We start from the raw sequence: 16,938 nt of genomic DNA, 5'->3' as shown, positions 1-16,938 counted from the left end.
CGCGCCGCGGGAACGATCCCGCCTCCTCGCCAGCCGGCCACGCGCGGTTCACCCGGCGGGCGCCGCGCGGCCACGGTCGGTCCCTACGGTGCGGGAGGCCGATCGGCCGACCACCCCATGGAAGGCACGCTCATCCCCGCCATCACGACCGTCCGACCGCGCGCCCGCGTCGCCGCGCTCCTCTCCGCCACCGCGATCCTCGGGGTCGTCCTCGCCGGCCCAGGCGTCTCCGCCGCGCAGGCCGCGACCGTGCCCGCGCCGTTCGACCAGGCCACGATCGACCACGTCTACGCGTCCGACGCGACCTACGACTTCGTCCCCATGCTCGACGCGTTCCCGGCGCTGAAGAGCGGCCGGCCGGACATCATGCAGCTGAACGACGACATGACCGTGCGCATCAACCAGACCGCCCCGAAGGCGCAGTCGGACCGCGCGATCGTCGACCAGTACGCCGACATGTCCGTGTCGATGTCCGACGGCCTGGGCGCCCGCCTCGGCGCGATCTACAAGGCGGCGCGCGACGCCGGGCAGCTGCCGAAGACCGCGGCGCTCCTCAACAAGGAGAACGGCCTCGTCGGCCGCGGCGGGTCGACGGGCCCGGCCAAGAACCACTACGCCAACCCGCGGCCCTACGTCGCCTTCCCCGAGCGCCTCCAGTACCGCGACAAGCCCGGCGGGAACGCCTGGGCGGGCCACGACGGCTCCTACCCGAGCGGCCACACGTCGCAGGCGTTCTGGCAGGGCGTCTCGCTCGCGACGATGCTGCCGGAGCTCGCCCCGCAGATCCTCGCCCGCGCGTCCGACGCCGGCAACAACCGCATCGTGATGGGCGCGCACTACCCGATCGACGTGATGGCCGGGCACATGATGGGGCAGGAGATCGTCCAGCGCCGCTGGGCCGACCCCGAGTTCCGCGACCTCTACGCCCAGGCCGCGACGGAGCTGCGGCAGGTGCTCGAGGCCGGATGCGGCGCGACGCTCGCGGTCTGCGTCGCCGCGGACACCCCGTACCTCCCGACCGACCAGGCGCTCGCGGTCTACCGGCAGCGGCTGACGTACGGCTTCCCGCTCGTGGGCCAGGCCGGCCAGCCGATGACCGTGCCCGACGGCGCCGAGTCGCTCCTCCGCTCGAGCCGCCCCGACCTCACCGACGCCCAGCGCCGCCAGGTGCTCGCCCTCACGGCGATCGACTCCGGCGAGCCGCTCGACCTCGGCGCGGCCGGCAGCTGGGAGCGCATCGACCTCGCGGCCGCGATGACCGCGAAGATCACGATCGCGGCCGACGGCACGGTCTCCCTCGCGGGCGCCGCGACCGTGGATCCGTCGCCCGCGCCGGCCGCCTCATCCGCCCCCTCGGACCCCGGCGCGACGACGGCCGGATCCGCCACCGCGACGGCGCACCCCGCCGGCCGCGGCGCCGCGCACGCCGCGACGCTCGCCCGCACCGGATCCGACCTCGCCCCCGGCGCCCTCGCCGCGGCCCTCGGCCTGCTGGTCGTGGGCGGCGGGCTGGTGCTCGTGCGCCGCCGCCGGTCCGCGCGCGGCTGACCCGACCGGATCCGGACGCGCAGGAGGGGCGGGTGGCCGATGCCACCCGCCCCTCCCGTCGTCCCGCGTGATCCGCGGGGCCGCGCCTACGCCGCGTCGACCAGGTTCCGCCGCGCGTCCGGCACGCAGTGCGTCATCACGAGGCCCGTGACGTCGCGCGTGCCGTTGCGACCGAGGTTCGCGAGGCGCGCCCGCTCCTCGTCGGAGAGCGTCTGCGACCGCAGCGGCGGCAGGTCCTTCACCTCGTCGAGCGCGATCCCGAGGCCCTCGCCCACGCGGCGGCCCAGGTCGTCCTCCACGAGGTAGAAGTGCCAGAGCATCCGCTCCTGCACCTCGCGCGCGGCCTGCGAGATGAGGTCGACGAGGTTCGCGACGAGGTCGTCGCGCTCCCAGCCCTCCATGAGCAGGTAGCGCTGGCCGGCCTGCAGGTAGTCGGCGGTGAGCGGGATCCGCTTGCGCGTCAGCCGGCCCGTGATCTCCGGGCCCTGGTCGTCGTGCGTCGGGTACTGCCCCTCGCGGAGCCCGCCCGTGATCGACGGCTCGTAGTTGACGTGCGGGCTCTGGCCGCCGTGATCCTGGTGGAACGTCATCTGCCCGTCGCGCTGGTTCGTGGCCACCTTCGCGTGCTGCGGCGCGTTCACTGGCAGCTGCAGGTAGTTCGGGCCCACGCGGTAGCGCTGCGCGTCCGAGTAGGAGAAGGTGCGGCCGACGAGCATCTTGTCGTCGGAGAAGTCGAGGCCGTCCACGAGCACGCCGGTGCCGAACGAGAGCTGCTCGTTCTCGGCGAAGTGGTTGGTCACGTTCCGGTCGAGCACCATCCTCCCCACGGCCTTCGGCGGGAAGTCGTTCTCGGGCCGCACCTTCGTGTCGTCGAGCGGGTCGAAGTCGAGCTCGGGGTGGTCGCCGTCGTCCATGAGCTGCACGCGGAGCTCCCACTCGGGGAAGTCGCCGCGCTCGATGGCCTCGTAGAGGTCCTTCGACGCGTGGCCGAGGTCGCCGCCCTGCACGACGGCCGCGTCGGCCTCGGTCATGCTGCTGACGCCGACCTTCGGGATCCAGTGGTACTTCACGAGCTTCGTGCCGCAGTCGGCGTCCACCCACTTGTAGGTGTTCACGCCGAAGCCCTGCATGTGGCGGTAGTCGGCGGGGATGCCGCGCGGGCTGAACAGGTTCATCAGCATGTGCATCGACTCGGGCGTCTGCGACATGAAGTCGAAGATGCGGGCCGGCTCCTGGCGGAACGTGACGGGGTCGGGCTTCAGCGAGTGGATCACGTCGGGGAACTTGATGGCGTCGCGGATGAAGAACACGCCCATGTTGTTGCCGACCAGGTCCCAGTTGCCGTCCTCCGTGTAGAACTTCACGGCGAACCCGCGCGGGTCGCGGGCGGCCTCGGAGGAGTCGCGGCCGCCGATCACGGTGGAGAACCGGATCGCGACGTCGGTGCGCTTGCCGGCCTCCTGGAAGAGCTTGGCGCGCGTGAACCTCGAGACGGGCTCGTCGCCCCACTTCCCGGTGGCCTCGAAGTAGCCGAACGCGACGGCGCCGCGCGCGTGCACGACGCGCTCCGGGATCCGCTCGCGGTCGAAGTGGCTGATCTTCTCGAGGAACTGGTAGTTCTCCAGCGTCGCGGGGCCGCGGGCGCCCACGGTGCGCTGGTTCTGGTTGTCGTAGACGGGATGGCCCTGGCGGTTGGTGAGGACCTCGCGGTCGTCGCCGTCGGCGGGGCCCTGGGAGGAGACGTCGGTCATGGGGAGTCCTTTCGTCGTCGTCCCTCCAGCCTGCCGAGCGGGGGGCGACACGCCCAGGGGCGGTTCGACGACTCCCAGCCCATGCGGACGGCGCCCGGCCGGCTGACTGCGGGCTGCTCGCGGGCTGCCGGCGCGCTGCCCGCGGGATCAGCCGGCGCGGCTCCCGGGGGACCGGCGGCGGCGCAGGACGCCGACGGCCACGACCGCGGCGCCGACGAGGGCGAGCGCTCCGGCGATCACGGCGTTCTGCGCGAGCGTGTTGATCCCGACGCCGGCGATGCGCGCGGCGCCGGCGGCCTGCGGGGCGGATCCCGGCGATCCGGTCCCGGCGTCCGTCGTCGTCGTCGCGTCGTCCGCGGCCGAGGCCGCAGGCGCCGCCGCCGCGGGATCCTCGTCCTCGGCGGCCGTGAGCTCCGGCGTCGAGGCGGGGGCGACCCGGTGCCGCGTCGCCTGCTCGTACGCGTACGCCATGGCGAGCAGGTCGCCGTCGCGGCTGCGCGGGGCCGCGAGCTCGAGGCCCACGGGCGCGCCGGTCGACGTGAAGCCGGCGGGCACCGAGATCGACGGGATGCCCGTGTTCGCGCCGATGTCGCAGAAGGTCGTGCCGGCCCAGGTCGGCGTGGCGCTGGTGGCGCTCGTCGGCATCGCGAGCGCGTCGACCCCGTGCTCGACGAAGAACGCGTCCATCGCGGCCTTGCCCGCGTCCTGCTCGGCGATCGCCTTCTCGTAGTCGGGGTTCGGGATGTCGCGGTGGCTGAGGAAGTAGGCGATGTCGCCGTCGGTGAGCGCGCTCGGCCGGTCGGCCATCACGTCGGCGAACGACAGCACGTCGGCCGGCTCCGTGCGGGCGGCGACGCGCGCCGGCCAGGTGGCGGGCGTCTCGCGGAGGAAGCGGTCGATGGACGGGCGCATGTCCATCCAGCCGCCGCTCTGCAGCGTCCCCTCCACGAACTCGCGCGTGAGCGGCACCTCCACCACCTCGGCGCCCTGGGCCTGGAGGTCGCGCACGGCCTGCTCGATCAGCGCGGTCGTCTCCGCGAGGCCGGGCTTCTCCGGGTCCTCCTCGAACGACCAGCGCACGACGCCGATCCGCTTCCCCGCGAGCGCGTCCGGGCGGAGTCCCGCGACGTAGGCGTCGGTGCGCTGCGGGTCGGCGACCTCGGTGAGCGGATCCGCCGGGTCGCGCCCCGCGAGCACCTCCATGAGGAGCGCGGCGTCGGCGACCGTGGTGGTCATCGGCCCCACGGTGTCCTGCCGTGGCGAGAGCGGCACGACGCCCGCCGTGCTCGTGAGGCCCATCGTGGGCCGGAACCCCACGAGGCTCTGGTGCGCGGCCGGGCCGAGCACGGATCCGCACGAGTCGGTGCCGAGGCCCGCCGGCGCGTACGCGGCCGCGACCGCCGCGCCCGTGCCGCCGCTGGATCCGCTCGCGCTCCACGACAGGTCGTACGGGTTCGCGGTGCGGCCGCGCGCGGAGCTCAGCGTGTAGGTGCCGTGCCACGCGAACTCCGACATGTTCGTCTTCGCGAGGATGATCGCCCCGGCCTCCCGCAGGCGGGCCACCACGGTGGCGTCGTCGGCCGTGCGGTAGTCGCGGAGCGCGGCGCTGCCCGCGGTGGTGGGCATGTCGGCGGTGGCGAGGTTGTCCTTGACGACCACGGGCACGCCGTGGAGCGGCCCGCGGACGGTGCCGGCGGCCCGCTCCGCGTCGCGCTCGGCCGCGGTCGCGAGCGCCTGGTCGTTCGTCGTGATGACCGCCTGGAGGCCCTTCCGGTCGCCCTGCGCGTCGTCGTACGCCGCGATGCGCGCGAGGTAGGCGCGGGTCAGCTCGACCGACGTGGTGCCGCCGGACGCGAGGAGCGCGGCGGCGTCGGCGAGGGTCAGCCCGACGACGGCCGGGGCGCTCACGGACGCGTCCGTCGCGGCGACGGCATGCGGCGAGCCGACGTCGATCCCGACGCCGCCGAGCGCGAGCGCGGTCGCGAGCGCGCCCGTCGTGAGGGCGCGGGCCGCGCGACGGGACGCGCCGCGGATCGGCGCGAGGGGGCGGCGGCGAGCGGGCATGCGGATCCATCCGGACGGGGGAGGGGCGTTCCCCCAGTCTGGGAACCGGGTGTTGCGACCGCGTTTCGGGCGCGGGACGATCCGGGGTCGCCGCCGTTCGGCCGGCGCGCGGGCGGGGTGCCCACCGGCCGGGTCAGCGCTGCTTGGGGAACACGATCCACAGGATCAGGTACAGCAGCACCTGCGGACCGGGCAGCACGATGGAGACGACGAAGATCAGCCGCACGAGGAACGCGCTGATGCCGAAGCGGTTCGCGAGGGCGGCGCAGACGCCGGCGATGATCTTCCCGCGACGGGGACGCATGAGGGTGGCCATGCACCGAGCATGGCAGGCGCGGGTGGGCGGGAGCCCGGCGGGGACGCGGATCGGACGGCGGGATCAGGCCGCGCCGCGCGCCTCCTCGAGCGCCGCGATGATCCGCGGGCCGCCCCACACCACGAACAGGAGCTTCCGCCCGTCGCGCAGGGTCACCTCGAGCCGGCGGCTGAGCAGCCGCGAGACGTCGCGGGCGTCGACGACCTCGGCGATCGGCACCTCCAGGGTGCCGCGCACGCGGTTCACGGAGTGGGCGCGGAACGCGAGGCCCGCCGTCGTCACGGTCAGGCGGCCGCCGATCCCCTCCTTGCCGGCGAGGCCCGCGGCGCGCATGCCGGGCTCGACGCTCACGGGGAACGCGCCGAGGCGCAGCTCGCCGAGCCCGAAGTCGGCGCGGTCGATGAGGAGGTTCGCGGCCTTGCTGATCAGCGTGCGCGGGGCGGGGGCGTCGGTCATCCTTCGACGCTAGCGGGGGCCCGACCCTGGGCGGGTCGTGGGAATCGCCACATTCCTCCGGGTGCCGGAATTAGCGTCGGGGGATGAGGATCCGCACGCTGCCCCTGGTCCTGGTCGCCTCGTCGGCGATCGTGCTCACGTCCTGCACCGGCCCCGCCGAGGCGCCGCCCGTGCCCCTGCCGGAGCCGACGGAGGTGACCACGGATCCCGCGACGGACCCGGCCGCCGCTCCGTCCGCCGCCGAGACCGCGCTCGTCGCCGACTACCTCGACGCGGTCGCGGCGGGCGACGCGGCCACCGCCTGGTCGATGCTCACTCCCGAGGCGCAGGAGGCGGCCGCCGCGTTCGCGTCGTACTCCGCGTCCTTCGGTCGGCAGGGCACGGTGTCGCCCGAGGAGGCCGAGCGCCTCCGCGGCGTCGAGCCCGTCGTGGCCGAGGGGCCGGAGGGCGCGTTCACGCTCGTCTCGGCGGTGGACGGCGACCTCGCCGACGCGTGGATCGTGCGCGGCACCGACCAGGGCCTCCGCATCGACGACGCCGTCGTGCCGTCGACCGGCCCCACGCCGTACGAGTGGGCGAACCCCGCCGCGGGCCCGGACGACGCCGCGGAGCCGCCGCCGGCCGTCGACACGTCGCGTCCCCTCGCGGTCGCGTTCCCCGCGCCCGAGGACGGTTCCGAGGACGGCGGGCTCGTCGGCTACCCCGAGACCGGCTGGGCGTGGATCGACGGCGTGGAGGTGCCCGTGGACCTGGCGGCCGCCGGATCCGGACGGCAGCTCGCGCTCGACACCTCGGCCTGGACGGACGACGACGGCACCCCCGACGCCGTGACCGTCGTCTGGCAGGTGGGCGGCGGCTCCCTCGCCTGGCGCAGCACGACCGTCGCGGTCTGAGACGGGGCGGGATGCGGCGTCGCGGTCACGGCGTCGCGGTCACGGGCGCAGGCGCCGTCGCCGGCGCCGTCGCGGCAGCGAACGTCTCCCCGTGAGTTCTCCCGCGACTCGCTTTGGGTGCAAACCCATGGTGCGATAATCGAACGGTCGAGCCGGGGCTCGGCGTCTCCTCGCGACGCGGCGGGTCCGGGCGGAGATCGCCCGACGAGCGCCGACGCCCCCGATCAGCGGGAGGAGTCGGATGGAGCAGCACCGGTCGGCCCTGCCGGCGCGCGTCGTCGCCGCGTTCCACTCCGCCCCGAGCCGCGCCGCCGGCGTGGACCTCCTGCTCGCCGCCCTCCTCGACGCCTCGTCCGCCACGGGCGCCGCCGTCGTACTGCAGCGGGAGCCCGAGGTCGCCGTCGCGGGGGAGACCGGCGCGGACCTGCGCGCCCTGCTGTCCGCTCCCGGGCCGGTCGCGGGATCCGGGCTCGTCGTCGTCGCGATGGACGAGGATCCGTCCGCGACGCCGGGCGTCGGCAGCGCCGTCGGCGCCGTCGCGCTGCACCGCGCGTCGGGCCCGCTCGGCGAGGCCGACCGCGCCGTCGCCGAGGAGGTCGCCGTGCACGCGCGCATCGCGCTCGCCGCGTGGGACTCCGCCGACGACCTCGCGCGCGGCCTCGCCTCGCGCTCCGTCATCGGGCAGGCGCAGGGGATCCTCATGGAGCGCTTCTCGCTCGACGCCGACCGCGCCTTCCAGGTCCTCCGCCGCTACTCGCAGGACGGCAACGTCAAGCTCGTCGAGGTCGCCCGCCGCGTGGTCGAGACGGGCGTGCTGCCGACGGCCTGACCGGATCCGGTCGCCGCGGCGCCGCGTGCTGGCCGGCGGGCGGGCGCTACCGTCGGGCCGCGCCGGCGCGGACCTCGCTGCCCCTCACGCCGCGCCGCGCCTCACGCCGAGCCCCGCCTCACGCCACGCCGCGCCCCGTCCCGCGCCGAGCCCCGCCTCACGCCGCGCCGAGCCGCGCCTCACGCCGAGCCGCGCCTCACGCCGAGCGCCGGTCCGCCCCCCGCGGCCGGATCGGCGACACCTCCGCGAGCGGCTCGGCCTCGGGCAGCGCCTCCGGCTCGCCGCGCGTGAGCTCCGCGCGCAGCCGGCCGAGGATCCGCGCGAGCAGCCGCGACACCTGCATCTGCGTCACGCCGAGCTCCGCGGCGATCTCGCTCTGGCTGCACTCGTCGACGAAGCGGAGGTGCAGGATCCGCCGGTCGCGCTCGCTGAGCACCCCGCGCGCGCCGTCGAGCAGCACGCTGCGCTCGGCGCGGGCGTAGCCGGGGTCCTCGGCGCCGAGGGTCTCGGCGAGCGACGTGCCCTCCTCCTCGTGCACCGTGAAGTCCAGGGACGCGGGCCGGAGGCTCGAGTGCGCGGCCAGCGCCTCGGCGATCTCCTCGCGGGAGTGCCCGGTGTGCGCGGCGAGCTCGGCGTCGGTCGGGGTGCGGCCGAGCCGCTGCGCGAGCGCCGGCACGACCGCGACGAGCGCGTGCCGCAGCTCCTGGACCTGCCGGGGCGGACGCACGACCCAGCCGTTGTCGCGCAGGTGGCGCTTGATCTCGCCGGAGATGGTCGGGATCGCGAACGAGACGAACGGCGCGCCGAAGCCGGGGTCGTAGCGGCGGGCGGCCTTCACGAGGCCGAGGTAGCCGACCTGGCGGAGGTCGCTCCAGTCGTGGGCGCGGCCCGAGTGCTGGCGGGCGAGCTGGTCGGCGAGCTCGAGGTGGTCGAGCACGATCTGGTCGTGGAGGCGGCGGCGCTCGGCCTCGCCCGTCGGATCCTCGCCCGCGGCGGCGGCGCGCACGAACCGGTCGTGCGTCACCCGGCGCTTCTCCTCGCGTGCTGCAGCGAGTCCGGCGGGCACGGCGGCCGTGCGGGGCAGCGCGGCCGTGCGGGGCAGCGCGGCCGTGCGGGGCAGCGCGGCCGGCAGGCGGGACGGCGCGGCCGTCCGCGGCACGGTCGCCGACACGGGCTCCGCCGGCCGCGGCGGGGCGGGCGGTGCGGCGACGGGGGCGCGCGAGCGCAGCGTGATGGTCACTCTCGGGACCTTCCGGACGGGTGTCGGACGCGGCACGCTGCTTGACCGCTCCTCCAGAGAAGCACTGCTCCTCGGGCGCGCCTAGGTCGGCCGAGCACTTCTCCTCGGCGCTTCTCCCGCTTCTCCGGACGCCGGGCGTGTCGACCGGCCGCGGATCCGCACCAGTCCGGAGCAGCGCCCCCGGACGGGGGCTCGACCCGCCCGCCGGTAGGCTCGATCCCCGTTCCCCGCCGCCCGACCGAACGGACGCCCCATGAGCCTGTTCCGCACCAAGAGCATCGAGTCGTCGCTCGCCGACGCCGCGGGAGGCGAGCGCAGCCTCACCCGCTCCCTCGGCACGTGGGACCTCATGCTGATGGGCGTCGCCGTCGCGGTCGGCGCCGGCATCTTCTCCGTCGGCGCGAAGGCGGCCGGGAACTACGCGGGTCCGTCGGTCACGCTGGCGTTCGTGCTCGCCGCCGTCACGTGCGGCCTGGCGATCATGTGCTACGCCGAGTTCGCCTCCGCCGTGCCGGTCGCGGGCAGCGCGTACACGTTCACCTACGCGACCATGGGCGAGCTGCTCGCGTGGATCATCGGGTGGGACCTCATCCTCGAGATGCTCACGGCGGCCGCGGTCATCGCGAAGTACTGGGGCATCTACCTGGAGTCGGCGCTGAAGCTCGCGGGGCTCGACATCCCGTCCACCATCACGGTCGCCGGCCTCGGGATCAGCTGGGGCGCCGTGCTCATCACCGCGATCTTCACCGTGCTGCTCGTGCTCGGCACCAAGCTCTCCAGCCGCGTCTCGAGCGTCTTCACCGTGCTCAAGGTCGCGGTCGTCCTGTTCGTGATCGTGGTCGGCGCCTTCTACGTGAAGGCGGAGAACTACTCGCCGTTCATCCCGCCGCAGCGCCCGGCCGAGGGCGGATCCGCCGACGTCTGGACCCAGTCCCTCTTCTCCTGGGCGAGCGGCCAGGAGCCCACGCAGTACGGCCTCTACGGCCTGCTCGCGGGCGCCTCGCTCGTGTTCTTCGCGTTCATCGGCTTCGACGTCGTCGCCACGAGCGCCGAGGAGGTCAAGGACCCGCAGCGCACCCTGCCGCGCGGCATCTTCGCCGGCCTCGCGGTCGTCACCGTGCTCTACGTGCTCGTGACCCTCGTGCTCACGGGCATGGTCCCGTACACGGTGCTCGCGGATGCGAAGGAGCCCTCGCTCACGACCGCGTTCACCGCGGTCGGCGCCGGATGGGCGGCGCAGGTCATCTCGATCGGCACGCTGCTCGGCCTCACCACCGTCCTCATGGTGCTGCTGCTCGGCCTCGCGCGCGTGGTGTTCGCGATGAGCCGCGACGGCCTGCTGCCGCGCGGGCTCAGCCGCACGTCGGCGAAGCGCCGCACGCCGGTGCGGGTGCAGATCATCGCGGGCGTCGTGGTCGCGGCCCTCGCCGGGTTCACCGACGTGGGCGTGCTCGAGGAGATGATCAACATCGGCACGCTGTCCGCGTTCGTGCTCGTGAGCATCGGCGTGATCGTGCTGCGCAAGAAGCGGCCCGACATCCGCGCGTCGTTCCGCGTGCCCTTCATGCCGTGGCTGCCGATCCTCTCGGCCGTCCTCTGCGTGTGGCTGATGCTCAACCTCACGACCCTCACCTGGGTGCGCTTCCTCGTCTGGCTCGCGCTCGGCTTCGCCGTCTACTTCCTCTACGGACGCCGCAACTCGCTCGTCGGCAAGGAGGAGGCGCGGATCGCGGCGGGCGGGGAGCCGGCGCCCGAGCTGCCGTCGGCGTCGACGCCGCGGGACTGATCCGCGCGCGCCGCTGCCGCGGCCGCGGCGCCTCTCGCGCCCGTCGTGTCCACCCGGACGCGGCGGGCGCCGTGCGTGTGCGCGGGCGGTGCGCACCGTGGGCGTGGTGCGACGGCCTGGTGCGTACGCCGGGCTTGCGCGGGTGTCGTGCGTGGTGCGGCGTCGGGATCGCGCGTCAGGTCTGGCAGCGCGGGCACCAGTAGGTGACCCGGTCCTGCGAGCCCATGCCGGGACGCACGGGGTCGCCGAGCTGGCCCTGCTGGATCCTGGTGCCGCAGCGCAGGCACGGCTTGCCCTTGCGTCCGTAGACCCAGTCGGTGCGACCGCGGCGGAGGTCGCCCGTGGTGGTGCGCTCGATGCGGTCGCGGTTGGCGCGCATGGTGCGGCGGGCGAGGGCGATCATCGCGGGCAGGTCGGCGACCTCGCGCACCGGCCGCGTGGGCAGCACGCCGCGGAGGAAGCAGAGCTCGGCCCGGTAGACGTTGCCGATGCCCGCGGCGTTGCGCTGGTCGAGGAGCGCCAGGCCGATGGGCCGGTCGGGCTGCGCCGCGATGCGCCGCACGACCTCGGCGGCCGCCTCCTCGCCCCAGTCCGGCCCGAGGATGTCCGGCCCGAGGTGCCCGACGACCGTGTGCTCCTGGTCGCGCGGGATCACCTCCAGCACGCCCAGCGAGAACCCCACCGTGACGCGCGCGGCCGTCTCGAGCACGACGCGCGCCTCGAACGCCGGCCGCCGCCACGCGGTGCCGTGCTGGTAGATGTGCCAGGAGCCCTCCATCTTGAGGTGGCTGTGGATCGTGACGTCGCCGATCCGGTGGAGGATGTGCTTCCCCACGCTCACCACCTCGTCGACCTCCTCGCCCGCGAGGTCGAGCGTCGCGTACTGCGGCACGCGGAAGTCGCTTCGCGTGAGGACCTGACCGCCGATCGCCTCGTGCAGGTGCGCGGCGGTGCGGTAGACGGTGTCGCCCTCAGGCACGGGCGGATCCCGTGATGGCGGTCGGGGTGGCGCTCGCGGTCGCGGTCGTGGTCGGGGTGGCGCCGGCGCTCGCGTTGGCGCTCGCAGCCGGTCGTGCGCCCGCGGCCGCGCGGGTGCTCCCGTGCCCGTGCCCGTGCCCGTGCCCGTGCCCGTGCCCGCTCACGACCGCATCCGCAGCCCGCGCGGCGTCGCCGAGAAGCCGTGCTCCTGCAGCGCCGACCCGAGCGGCGTGCCCAGGATGAACGCGCCGTTGACCTTCTCGATCGCCAGCTTCGCGACCCCGCCGCGTCGCACGACCTGGCCGAGCGACTCCGCCGCCGCGCGCAGCACGGCCTCGTCGTCGTCGAACTGCAGCACGGTCTTGCCGCCGCGCTCCACGTAGAGCACGAGCTCGCCGTCGACCAGCACCACGAGCGCGCCCGCCTTGCGGCCGGCCCGGTGCCCCGTGGGCCGCTCGCCGCGCGCGTCGACGCTGCCGGACACCGCGACCGTCGCCGAGGCGCCGGGGCCGCCGCCGACGCCGCCCGCCTCCGCCGTCGGATCCGCGCCCGCCCCCTCGTCTCCGTCCGCCGACCCGTCGAGCCGCGGCCACGGCAGCGCCGCCCCGTACGCGTTGGCCGGGTCCGTGGCCGCCAGCGTCAGCGCGACGAGCGGCCGCTCGCCCGCATCCGGGTCCCGCGTGAACCCGCGCAGCCGGTCGACCGTGCCGCCCGTGGAGAACTGCGCCGCCCCCAGCGTCTCGATGAAGTACCCGCGGCGCGCGCGCCCCGTGTCCTCGAAGCCCGCGAGCACCTTGTAGGTGAGCGCGAAGCCGCCGGGCACGCGCTCGGTCATGACCGACCCCCGCGTGACCACGCCGTACCGCTCGAGCAGCAGCTCGGCCGTGCCCGCCGCGCGCACGGTGGCGTCGGTCTCGGCCAGCGGCACGATCGACCACCGCCCGGCCGCCGTCGACGGTCCGGTGCGCGTGGGCATGTCGGGCCGCGGCATCCGCCCGCCCCGGTACATGCGCCCGCGCGGCGCCCGCTGCGGCGTCTTGTGCGCGGTGGATCCGCCCGCGAGCAGCGCCCGCAGCGGCGAGAGCGTGTCGTTGGTGACGAGCCCCGCCCACACGAGGTCCCACAGCGCCGTGACGAGCGCCTTGTCGTCGGTGGATCCGACGGCGTCGCTCAGCTGCCGGAAGAAGTAGCCGCCGCCCGTGCCGAGCGTGGTGAGGACCTCCCGCTGCAGCTCGTCGGTGTCGTGCGCGTCGGGCTCGGGCAGGGTGAGCGCGACCTGGTCGGCGAGGTGCAGGCTGACCCATCCGTCGGCGCCCGCGAGCGTGCCGGCGCCGGACCAGATGACCTCGCCCGTGGACGTGAGCTCGTCGAGGAAGGCGGGCGTGTAGTCGCGCACGCGCGCGGGCAGCACGAGCGTCTCCCACGCGGAGGCGGGGACGGGCGCGCCCGCGAGCTGCTCGATGACCTGCAGCACGCCGTCGACGCCGCGGAGCCCGCGCTCGCGGTCGGCTCCCGCGACGTGCTGCCACGCCGGGAGGAACCTGGCGTACGCGGCCCGCTCGACCGGCTCGACCTCGCTGCGGAGCGCCGCGAGCGAGCGGCTGCGGAGGCGCCGCAGCACCTCGACGTCGCACCACTCGCTGCCGGAGGCGCCCGGCCGGAACTCGCCCTCGACCACGCGCCGCTGGGCGCCGAGCCGGGCGAGCGTGTCGGCGATGACGGCGGCTCCGAGGCCGATGCCGGTGGCGGCATCCGCGATGGTGAAGGGGCCGTGCGTGCGCGCGTACCGGCCGACGAGGTCGCCGAGCGGATCGGTCACGGGCTCGACGAACGCGAGCGGCGTGCCGATGGGCAGCGGCACCCCGAGGGCGTCGCGCAGGCGGCTCGCGTCCTCGATGGCGGCGACGCGCGGCTGCCCGCCGAACGAGACGCGGAGCGCGCGCTTGCCGGCGACGAGTGCGTCGAGGTGGTCGGCGGCGGATCCGGCCTCCTCGGGCTCGAGGCGCGCCGCGACCTCCTCGGCGTCGAGCGGCCCGAGGATCCGCAGCAGGTCGGCCACGCCCTCCAGTCCCTTCGCGCGGCGGTCGGGCGCGAGCCGCTGCAGCTCCAGCTCCGTGCGCGCGATGACCGCCGGATCCAGCAGCTCGCGCAGCTCCGCCCGGCCGAGCAGCTCCGAGAGCAGACCGGCGTCGAGCGAGAGCGCCGCGGCCCGGCGCTCGGCGAGCGGGCTGTCGCCCTCGTACATGAACGCGCCGACGTAGCTGAAGAGGAGGCTGCGCGCGAACGGCGACGCGTCCTCCGTGGTGGTCTCGACGATCTTGATGCGCCTGGCCTCGATGTCCTTCGCGAGCGACGTGAGAGCGGGCAGGTCGTAGACGTCCTGCAGCACCTCGCGCACCGTCTCCAGCACGATGGGGAACGCCGGGAACTTGCGCGCGACGTCGAGCAGCTGCGACGCGCGCTGGCGCTGCTGCCAGAGCGGCGAGCGGCGGCCCGGGTTGTAGCGCGGCAGGAGCAGCGCGCGGGCGGCGCACTCGCGGAAGCGCGACGCGAAGAGGGCGGATCCGCCGACCTCGCGCGTGACGATGGCGTCGAGCTCGTCCGGCTCGAACACGAACAGGTCGGCTCCCGGCGGCTCGCCGTCGGTCTCGGGGATGCGCACGACGATGCCGTCGTCGTTGGCCATGGTCGCGCCGTCGATGCCGTACAGCTCGGTGACCCGCGCCCCGACCGCCAGCGCCCACGGCGCGTGCACCTGCATCCCGTAGGGGGAGTGCAGCACCACGCGCCAGTCGCCGAGCTCGTCGCGGAACCGCTCGACCACGAGGGTGCGGTCGTTCGGCACGTGGCCCGTGGCCTTCTTCTGGTCGTCGAGGAACGCGAGGAGGTTGTTGACGGCGCGGTCGTCGAGGCCCACGCGGCCGGCCCGGGCTCGGGCGTCGTCCACCGCGGATCCGGACAGCTCGCGTACGAACGCCCCGATGGCGCGGCCGAGCTCCAGCGGCCGGCCGAGCCCGTCGCCCTTCCAGAACGGCAGCTTGCCGGGCTCGCCGAACGCAGGGCTCACGAGCACGCGGTCGTGCGTGATCTCCTGGATCCGCCAGCTCGTGGCCCCCAGCGCGAACACGTCGCCGACGCGCGACTCGTAGACCATCTCCTCGTCGAGCTCGCCCACGCGCGACGCCTTCTCGCCCACCATGAAGACGCCGAACAGGCCGCGGTCGGGGATGGTGCCGCCGGAGGTGACCGCGAGCCGCTGCGCGCCGGGACGCCCCTCGATGGTGCCCTCGTCGCGGTCCCACACGATGCGGGGCCGGAGCTCCGCGAACTCGTCGGACGGGTAGCGGCCGCTCAGCAGGTCGAGCGTGGCCTCGTACGCGGAGCGCGGCAGGGTCGCGAAGGGCGCGCTCCGCCGCACGATGTCGAACCACTCCTCGACGCCCACGGACTCGAGCGCGACGGCCGCGACGGTCTGCTGGGCGAGCACGTCGAGCGGGTTCGCGGGCACGCGCAGCGATTCGATCTGGCCGCTCGCCATGCGCTCGGCGGCGACGGCCGAGTGGATGAGGTCGGCCCGGTGCTTGGGGAAGATGACGCCGCGCGAGACCTCGCCCACCTGGTGCCCCGCGCGGCCGACGCGCTGCAGGCCGCTGGCGACCGACGGCGGCGCCTCGACCTGCACGACCAGGTCGACGTCGCCCATGTCGATGCCGAGCTCGAGGCTCGAGGTGGCGACCACGCAGCGCAGGCGCCCCGACTTCAGGTCGTCCTCGATGAGGGCCCGCTGCTCCTTGGAGACGGATCCGTGGTGCGCCTTGGCGAGCACCGGATCCGCGCCCTCGGTGCTCCCGGCCTGCGCCATGACCTCGGCGGGCGGGCGCGCGGCGGTGCGGCGCGTGGCGGAGAACGCGGTGGCGTCCGCGCCGCCGCCCGACGAGGTCGACGTCGCCGACGTGAGCGCACCGGCCCCCGCGAGCACCGGCACGGCGTCCGCCGACGCCTCGGCGGATCCGCCCGCGATCGCCCGCCCCTCGGCGTCGATCCGCCCCTCCTCGATGCGCCCGGTGTAGATCTCGTTGAGCCGCGCCGTGAGCCGCTCCGCCAGCCGCCTGCTGTTCGTGAACACGATGGACGACCTGTGCTGGAGCACGAGGTCGACGATGCCCTCCTCCACGTGCGGCCAGATGGACCCCTGCTGCGGCTGGTCGCCCTGCGCCGCCGACCCCTCGAGCGGCGCCGTGGTGCCCAGCTCCGTCATGTCGTCGACCGGCACGATGACGCGGAGGTCGAACTCCTTGGTGTTCTTCGGCGACACGATGCTCACGGGCGAGCGCCCGCCGAGGAACCGCGCCACCTCCTCGGGCGGCCGCACGGTGGCCGACAGGCCGATGCGCTGCGCCGGCTTCTCGAGCAGCGCGTCGAGCCGCTCGAGCGAGAGCGCGAGGTGGCTGCCGCGCTTGGTGGCCGCGACCGCGTGCACCTCGTCGACGATGACCGTCTCGACCCCTGCGAGCGTCTCCCGCGCGGCCGACGTGAGCATGAGGAACAGCGACTCGGGCGTGGTGATGAGGATGTCCGGCGGCGTCTTCGCGAGCGATCGCCGGTCGGCCGCCGGGGTGTCGCCGGAGCGCACGCCCACCGTGACCTCGGGCGGCTCGGCCCCCAGCCGCTTGGCCGTCTGCACGATGCCCACGAGCGGCGAGCGGAGGTTGCGCTCCACGTCGACCGCGAGGGCCTTGAGCGGCGAGATGTAGAGGACGCGCGTGCGCCGCATCGGATCCTCCGGCGCGGGCCGCGAGGCCAGCCGGTCGATGGACCAGAGGAACGCCGCGAGCGTCTTGCCGGATCCGGTGGGCGCCACGACGAGCGCGTGCGACCCCTTCTGCACGGCCTCCCACGCGCCGGTCTGCGCGGCCGTGGGGCCGGGGAAGGCGCCCTGGAACCACTCCCGGGTGGCCGGGGAGAAGCGCGCGAGGACGGGATCCATCTGCTCATCCTCCTCCGCACCACCGACATCCGCGCCCGGCCCGACGCTCGCCGGACGACCGCCGCGACGGCCCGGCGTCGGGCGTTCCCG

At 75.1% G+C, this 16,938-nt stretch carries 12 protein-coding genes; 4 read left to right on the top strand and 8 right to left on the bottom strand.

The window, feature by feature from the left end:
* Nucleotides 1-117: 117 nt before the first annotated feature.
* Complete coding sequence (locus FGG90_RS09565) at nucleotides 118-1,548, top strand: acid phosphatase (protein ID WP_237583290.1); 1,431 nt, start codon at nucleotides 118-120, stop codon at nucleotides 1,546-1,548.
* 86 nt (nucleotides 1,549-1,634) lie between these two features.
* Here the strand turns inward: FGG90_RS09565 and FGG90_RS09560 are convergent, their stop codons facing one another.
* The 4 genes from FGG90_RS09560 to FGG90_RS09545 form a co-directional block, all read right to left on the bottom strand.
* A complete protein-coding gene (locus FGG90_RS09560) occupies nucleotides 1,635-3,299 on the bottom strand; it encodes a catalase (RefSeq protein ID WP_094127667.1) in 1,665 nt (554 codons plus the stop codon).
* A gap of 147 nt (nucleotides 3,300-3,446) precedes the next feature.
* A complete protein-coding gene (locus FGG90_RS09555) occupies nucleotides 3,447-5,363 on the bottom strand; it encodes an amidase (RefSeq protein ID WP_094127670.1) in 1,917 nt (638 codons plus the stop codon).
* Between the two features lie 133 nt (nucleotides 5,364-5,496).
* The gene (locus tag FGG90_RS09550) at nucleotides 5,497-5,679 is read right to left on the bottom strand and encodes a PspC domain-containing protein (protein ID WP_094127673.1); all 183 of its coding nucleotides are present in this window, start codon (nucleotides 5,677-5,679) and stop codon (nucleotides 5,497-5,499) included.
* Between the two features lie 63 nt (nucleotides 5,680-5,742).
* A complete protein-coding gene (locus tag FGG90_RS09545; protein ID WP_094127676.1) occupies nucleotides 5,743-6,135 on the bottom strand; it encodes a hypothetical protein in 393 nt (130 codons plus the stop codon).
* A gap of 83 nt (nucleotides 6,136-6,218) precedes the next feature.
* Here FGG90_RS09545 and FGG90_RS09540 point away from each other — a divergent pair, with 83 nt between their 5' ends.
* Nucleotides 6,219-7,028, top strand: coding sequence for a hypothetical protein (locus FGG90_RS09540; protein ID WP_094127679.1), 810 nt, complete (start codon nucleotides 6,219-6,221; stop codon nucleotides 7,026-7,028).
* A 241-nt stretch (nucleotides 7,029-7,269) separates the two neighbouring features.
* Nucleotides 7,270-7,857: an ANTAR domain-containing protein gene (locus tag FGG90_RS09535; RefSeq protein WP_094127682.1), complete on the top strand. Its 588-nt coding sequence runs from the start codon at nucleotides 7,270-7,272 to the stop codon at nucleotides 7,855-7,857.
* 196 nt (nucleotides 7,858-8,053) lie between these two features.
* On the opposite strand, the gene FGG90_RS09530 is transcribed toward FGG90_RS09535, so the two are convergent.
* Nucleotides 8,054-9,097 carry a sigma-70 family RNA polymerase sigma factor gene (locus FGG90_RS09530; RefSeq protein ID WP_094127685.1) on the bottom strand — a complete coding sequence of 348 codons (1,044 nt, stop codon included), beginning with the start codon at nucleotides 9,095-9,097 and terminating at the stop codon, nucleotides 8,054-8,056.
* A gap of 253 nt (nucleotides 9,098-9,350) precedes the next feature.
* Between FGG90_RS09530 and FGG90_RS09525 the strand changes: the two genes are divergently transcribed.
* Nucleotides 9,351-10,883 carry an amino acid permease gene (locus FGG90_RS09525; RefSeq protein ID WP_094127688.1) on the top strand — a complete coding sequence of 511 codons (1,533 nt, stop codon included), beginning with the start codon at nucleotides 9,351-9,353 and terminating at the stop codon, nucleotides 10,881-10,883.
* 175 nt (nucleotides 10,884-11,058) lie between these two features.
* On the opposite strand, the gene FGG90_RS09520 is transcribed toward FGG90_RS09525, so the two are convergent.
* From FGG90_RS09520 to FGG90_RS09510, 3 genes are read right to left on the bottom strand one after another with little or no spacing between them, the layout of a single operon-like run.
* A complete protein-coding gene (locus tag FGG90_RS09520) occupies nucleotides 11,059-11,862 on the bottom strand; it encodes a DNA-formamidopyrimidine glycosylase family protein (protein ID WP_094127691.1) in 804 nt (267 codons plus the stop codon).
* Nucleotides 11,855-12,025, bottom strand: coding sequence for a hypothetical protein (locus FGG90_RS09515; RefSeq protein ID WP_165771375.1), 171 nt, complete (start codon nucleotides 12,023-12,025; stop codon nucleotides 11,855-11,857). The genes FGG90_RS09520 and FGG90_RS09515 overlap by 8 nt, the downstream gene beginning before the upstream one ends.
* Entirely contained in the window at nucleotides 12,022-16,848 is a 4,827-nt protein-coding gene (locus tag FGG90_RS09510; RefSeq protein ID WP_094127694.1) for a DNA glycosylase AlkZ-like family protein, read from the bottom strand. The genes FGG90_RS09515 and FGG90_RS09510 overlap by 4 nt, the downstream gene beginning before the upstream one ends.
* Between the last annotated feature and the right edge of the window lie 90 nt (nucleotides 16,849-16,938).

It is taken from the genome of Clavibacter michiganensis subsp. tessellarius (genome assembly GCF_021922985.1).
Classification (GTDB): domain Bacteria; phylum Actinomycetota; class Actinomycetes; order Actinomycetales; family Microbacteriaceae; genus Clavibacter; species Clavibacter tessellarius.
This window is presented reverse-complemented; position numbering and strand designations above follow the sequence as displayed.

Bases quoted from the DNA above. Each gene is read 5' to 3' on its own strand.
- FGG90_RS09545 (WP_094127676.1), bottom strand. From the start codon at position 6,135: ATGACCGACGCCCCCGCCCCGCGCACGCTGATCAGCAAGGCCGCGAAC.
- FGG90_RS09525 (WP_094127688.1), top strand. From the start codon at position 9,351: ATGAGCCTGTTCCGCACCAAGAGCATCGAGTCGTCGCTCGCCGACGCC.
- FGG90_RS09565 (WP_237583290.1), top strand. From the start codon at position 118: ATGGAAGGCACGCTCATCCCCGCCATCACGACCGTCCGACCGCGCGCC.
- FGG90_RS09555 (WP_094127670.1), bottom strand. From the start codon at position 5,363: ATGCCCGCTCGCCGCCGCCCCCTCGCGCCGATCCGCGGCGCGTCCCGT.
- FGG90_RS09540 (WP_094127679.1), top strand. From the start codon at position 6,219: ATGAGGATCCGCACGCTGCCCCTGGTCCTGGTCGCCTCGTCGGCGATC.
- FGG90_RS09510 (WP_094127694.1), bottom strand. From the start codon at position 16,848: ATGGATCCCGTCCTCGCGCGCTTCTCCCCGGCCACCCGGGAGTGGTTC.
- FGG90_RS09560 (WP_094127667.1), bottom strand. From the start codon at position 3,299: ATGACCGACGTCTCCTCCCAGGGCCCCGCCGACGGCGACGACCGCGAG.
- FGG90_RS09535 (WP_094127682.1), top strand. From the start codon at position 7,270: ATGGAGCAGCACCGGTCGGCCCTGCCGGCGCGCGTCGTCGCCGCGTTC.
- FGG90_RS09550 (WP_094127673.1), bottom strand. From the start codon at position 5,679: ATGGCCACCCTCATGCGTCCCCGTCGCGGGAAGATCATCGCCGGCGTC.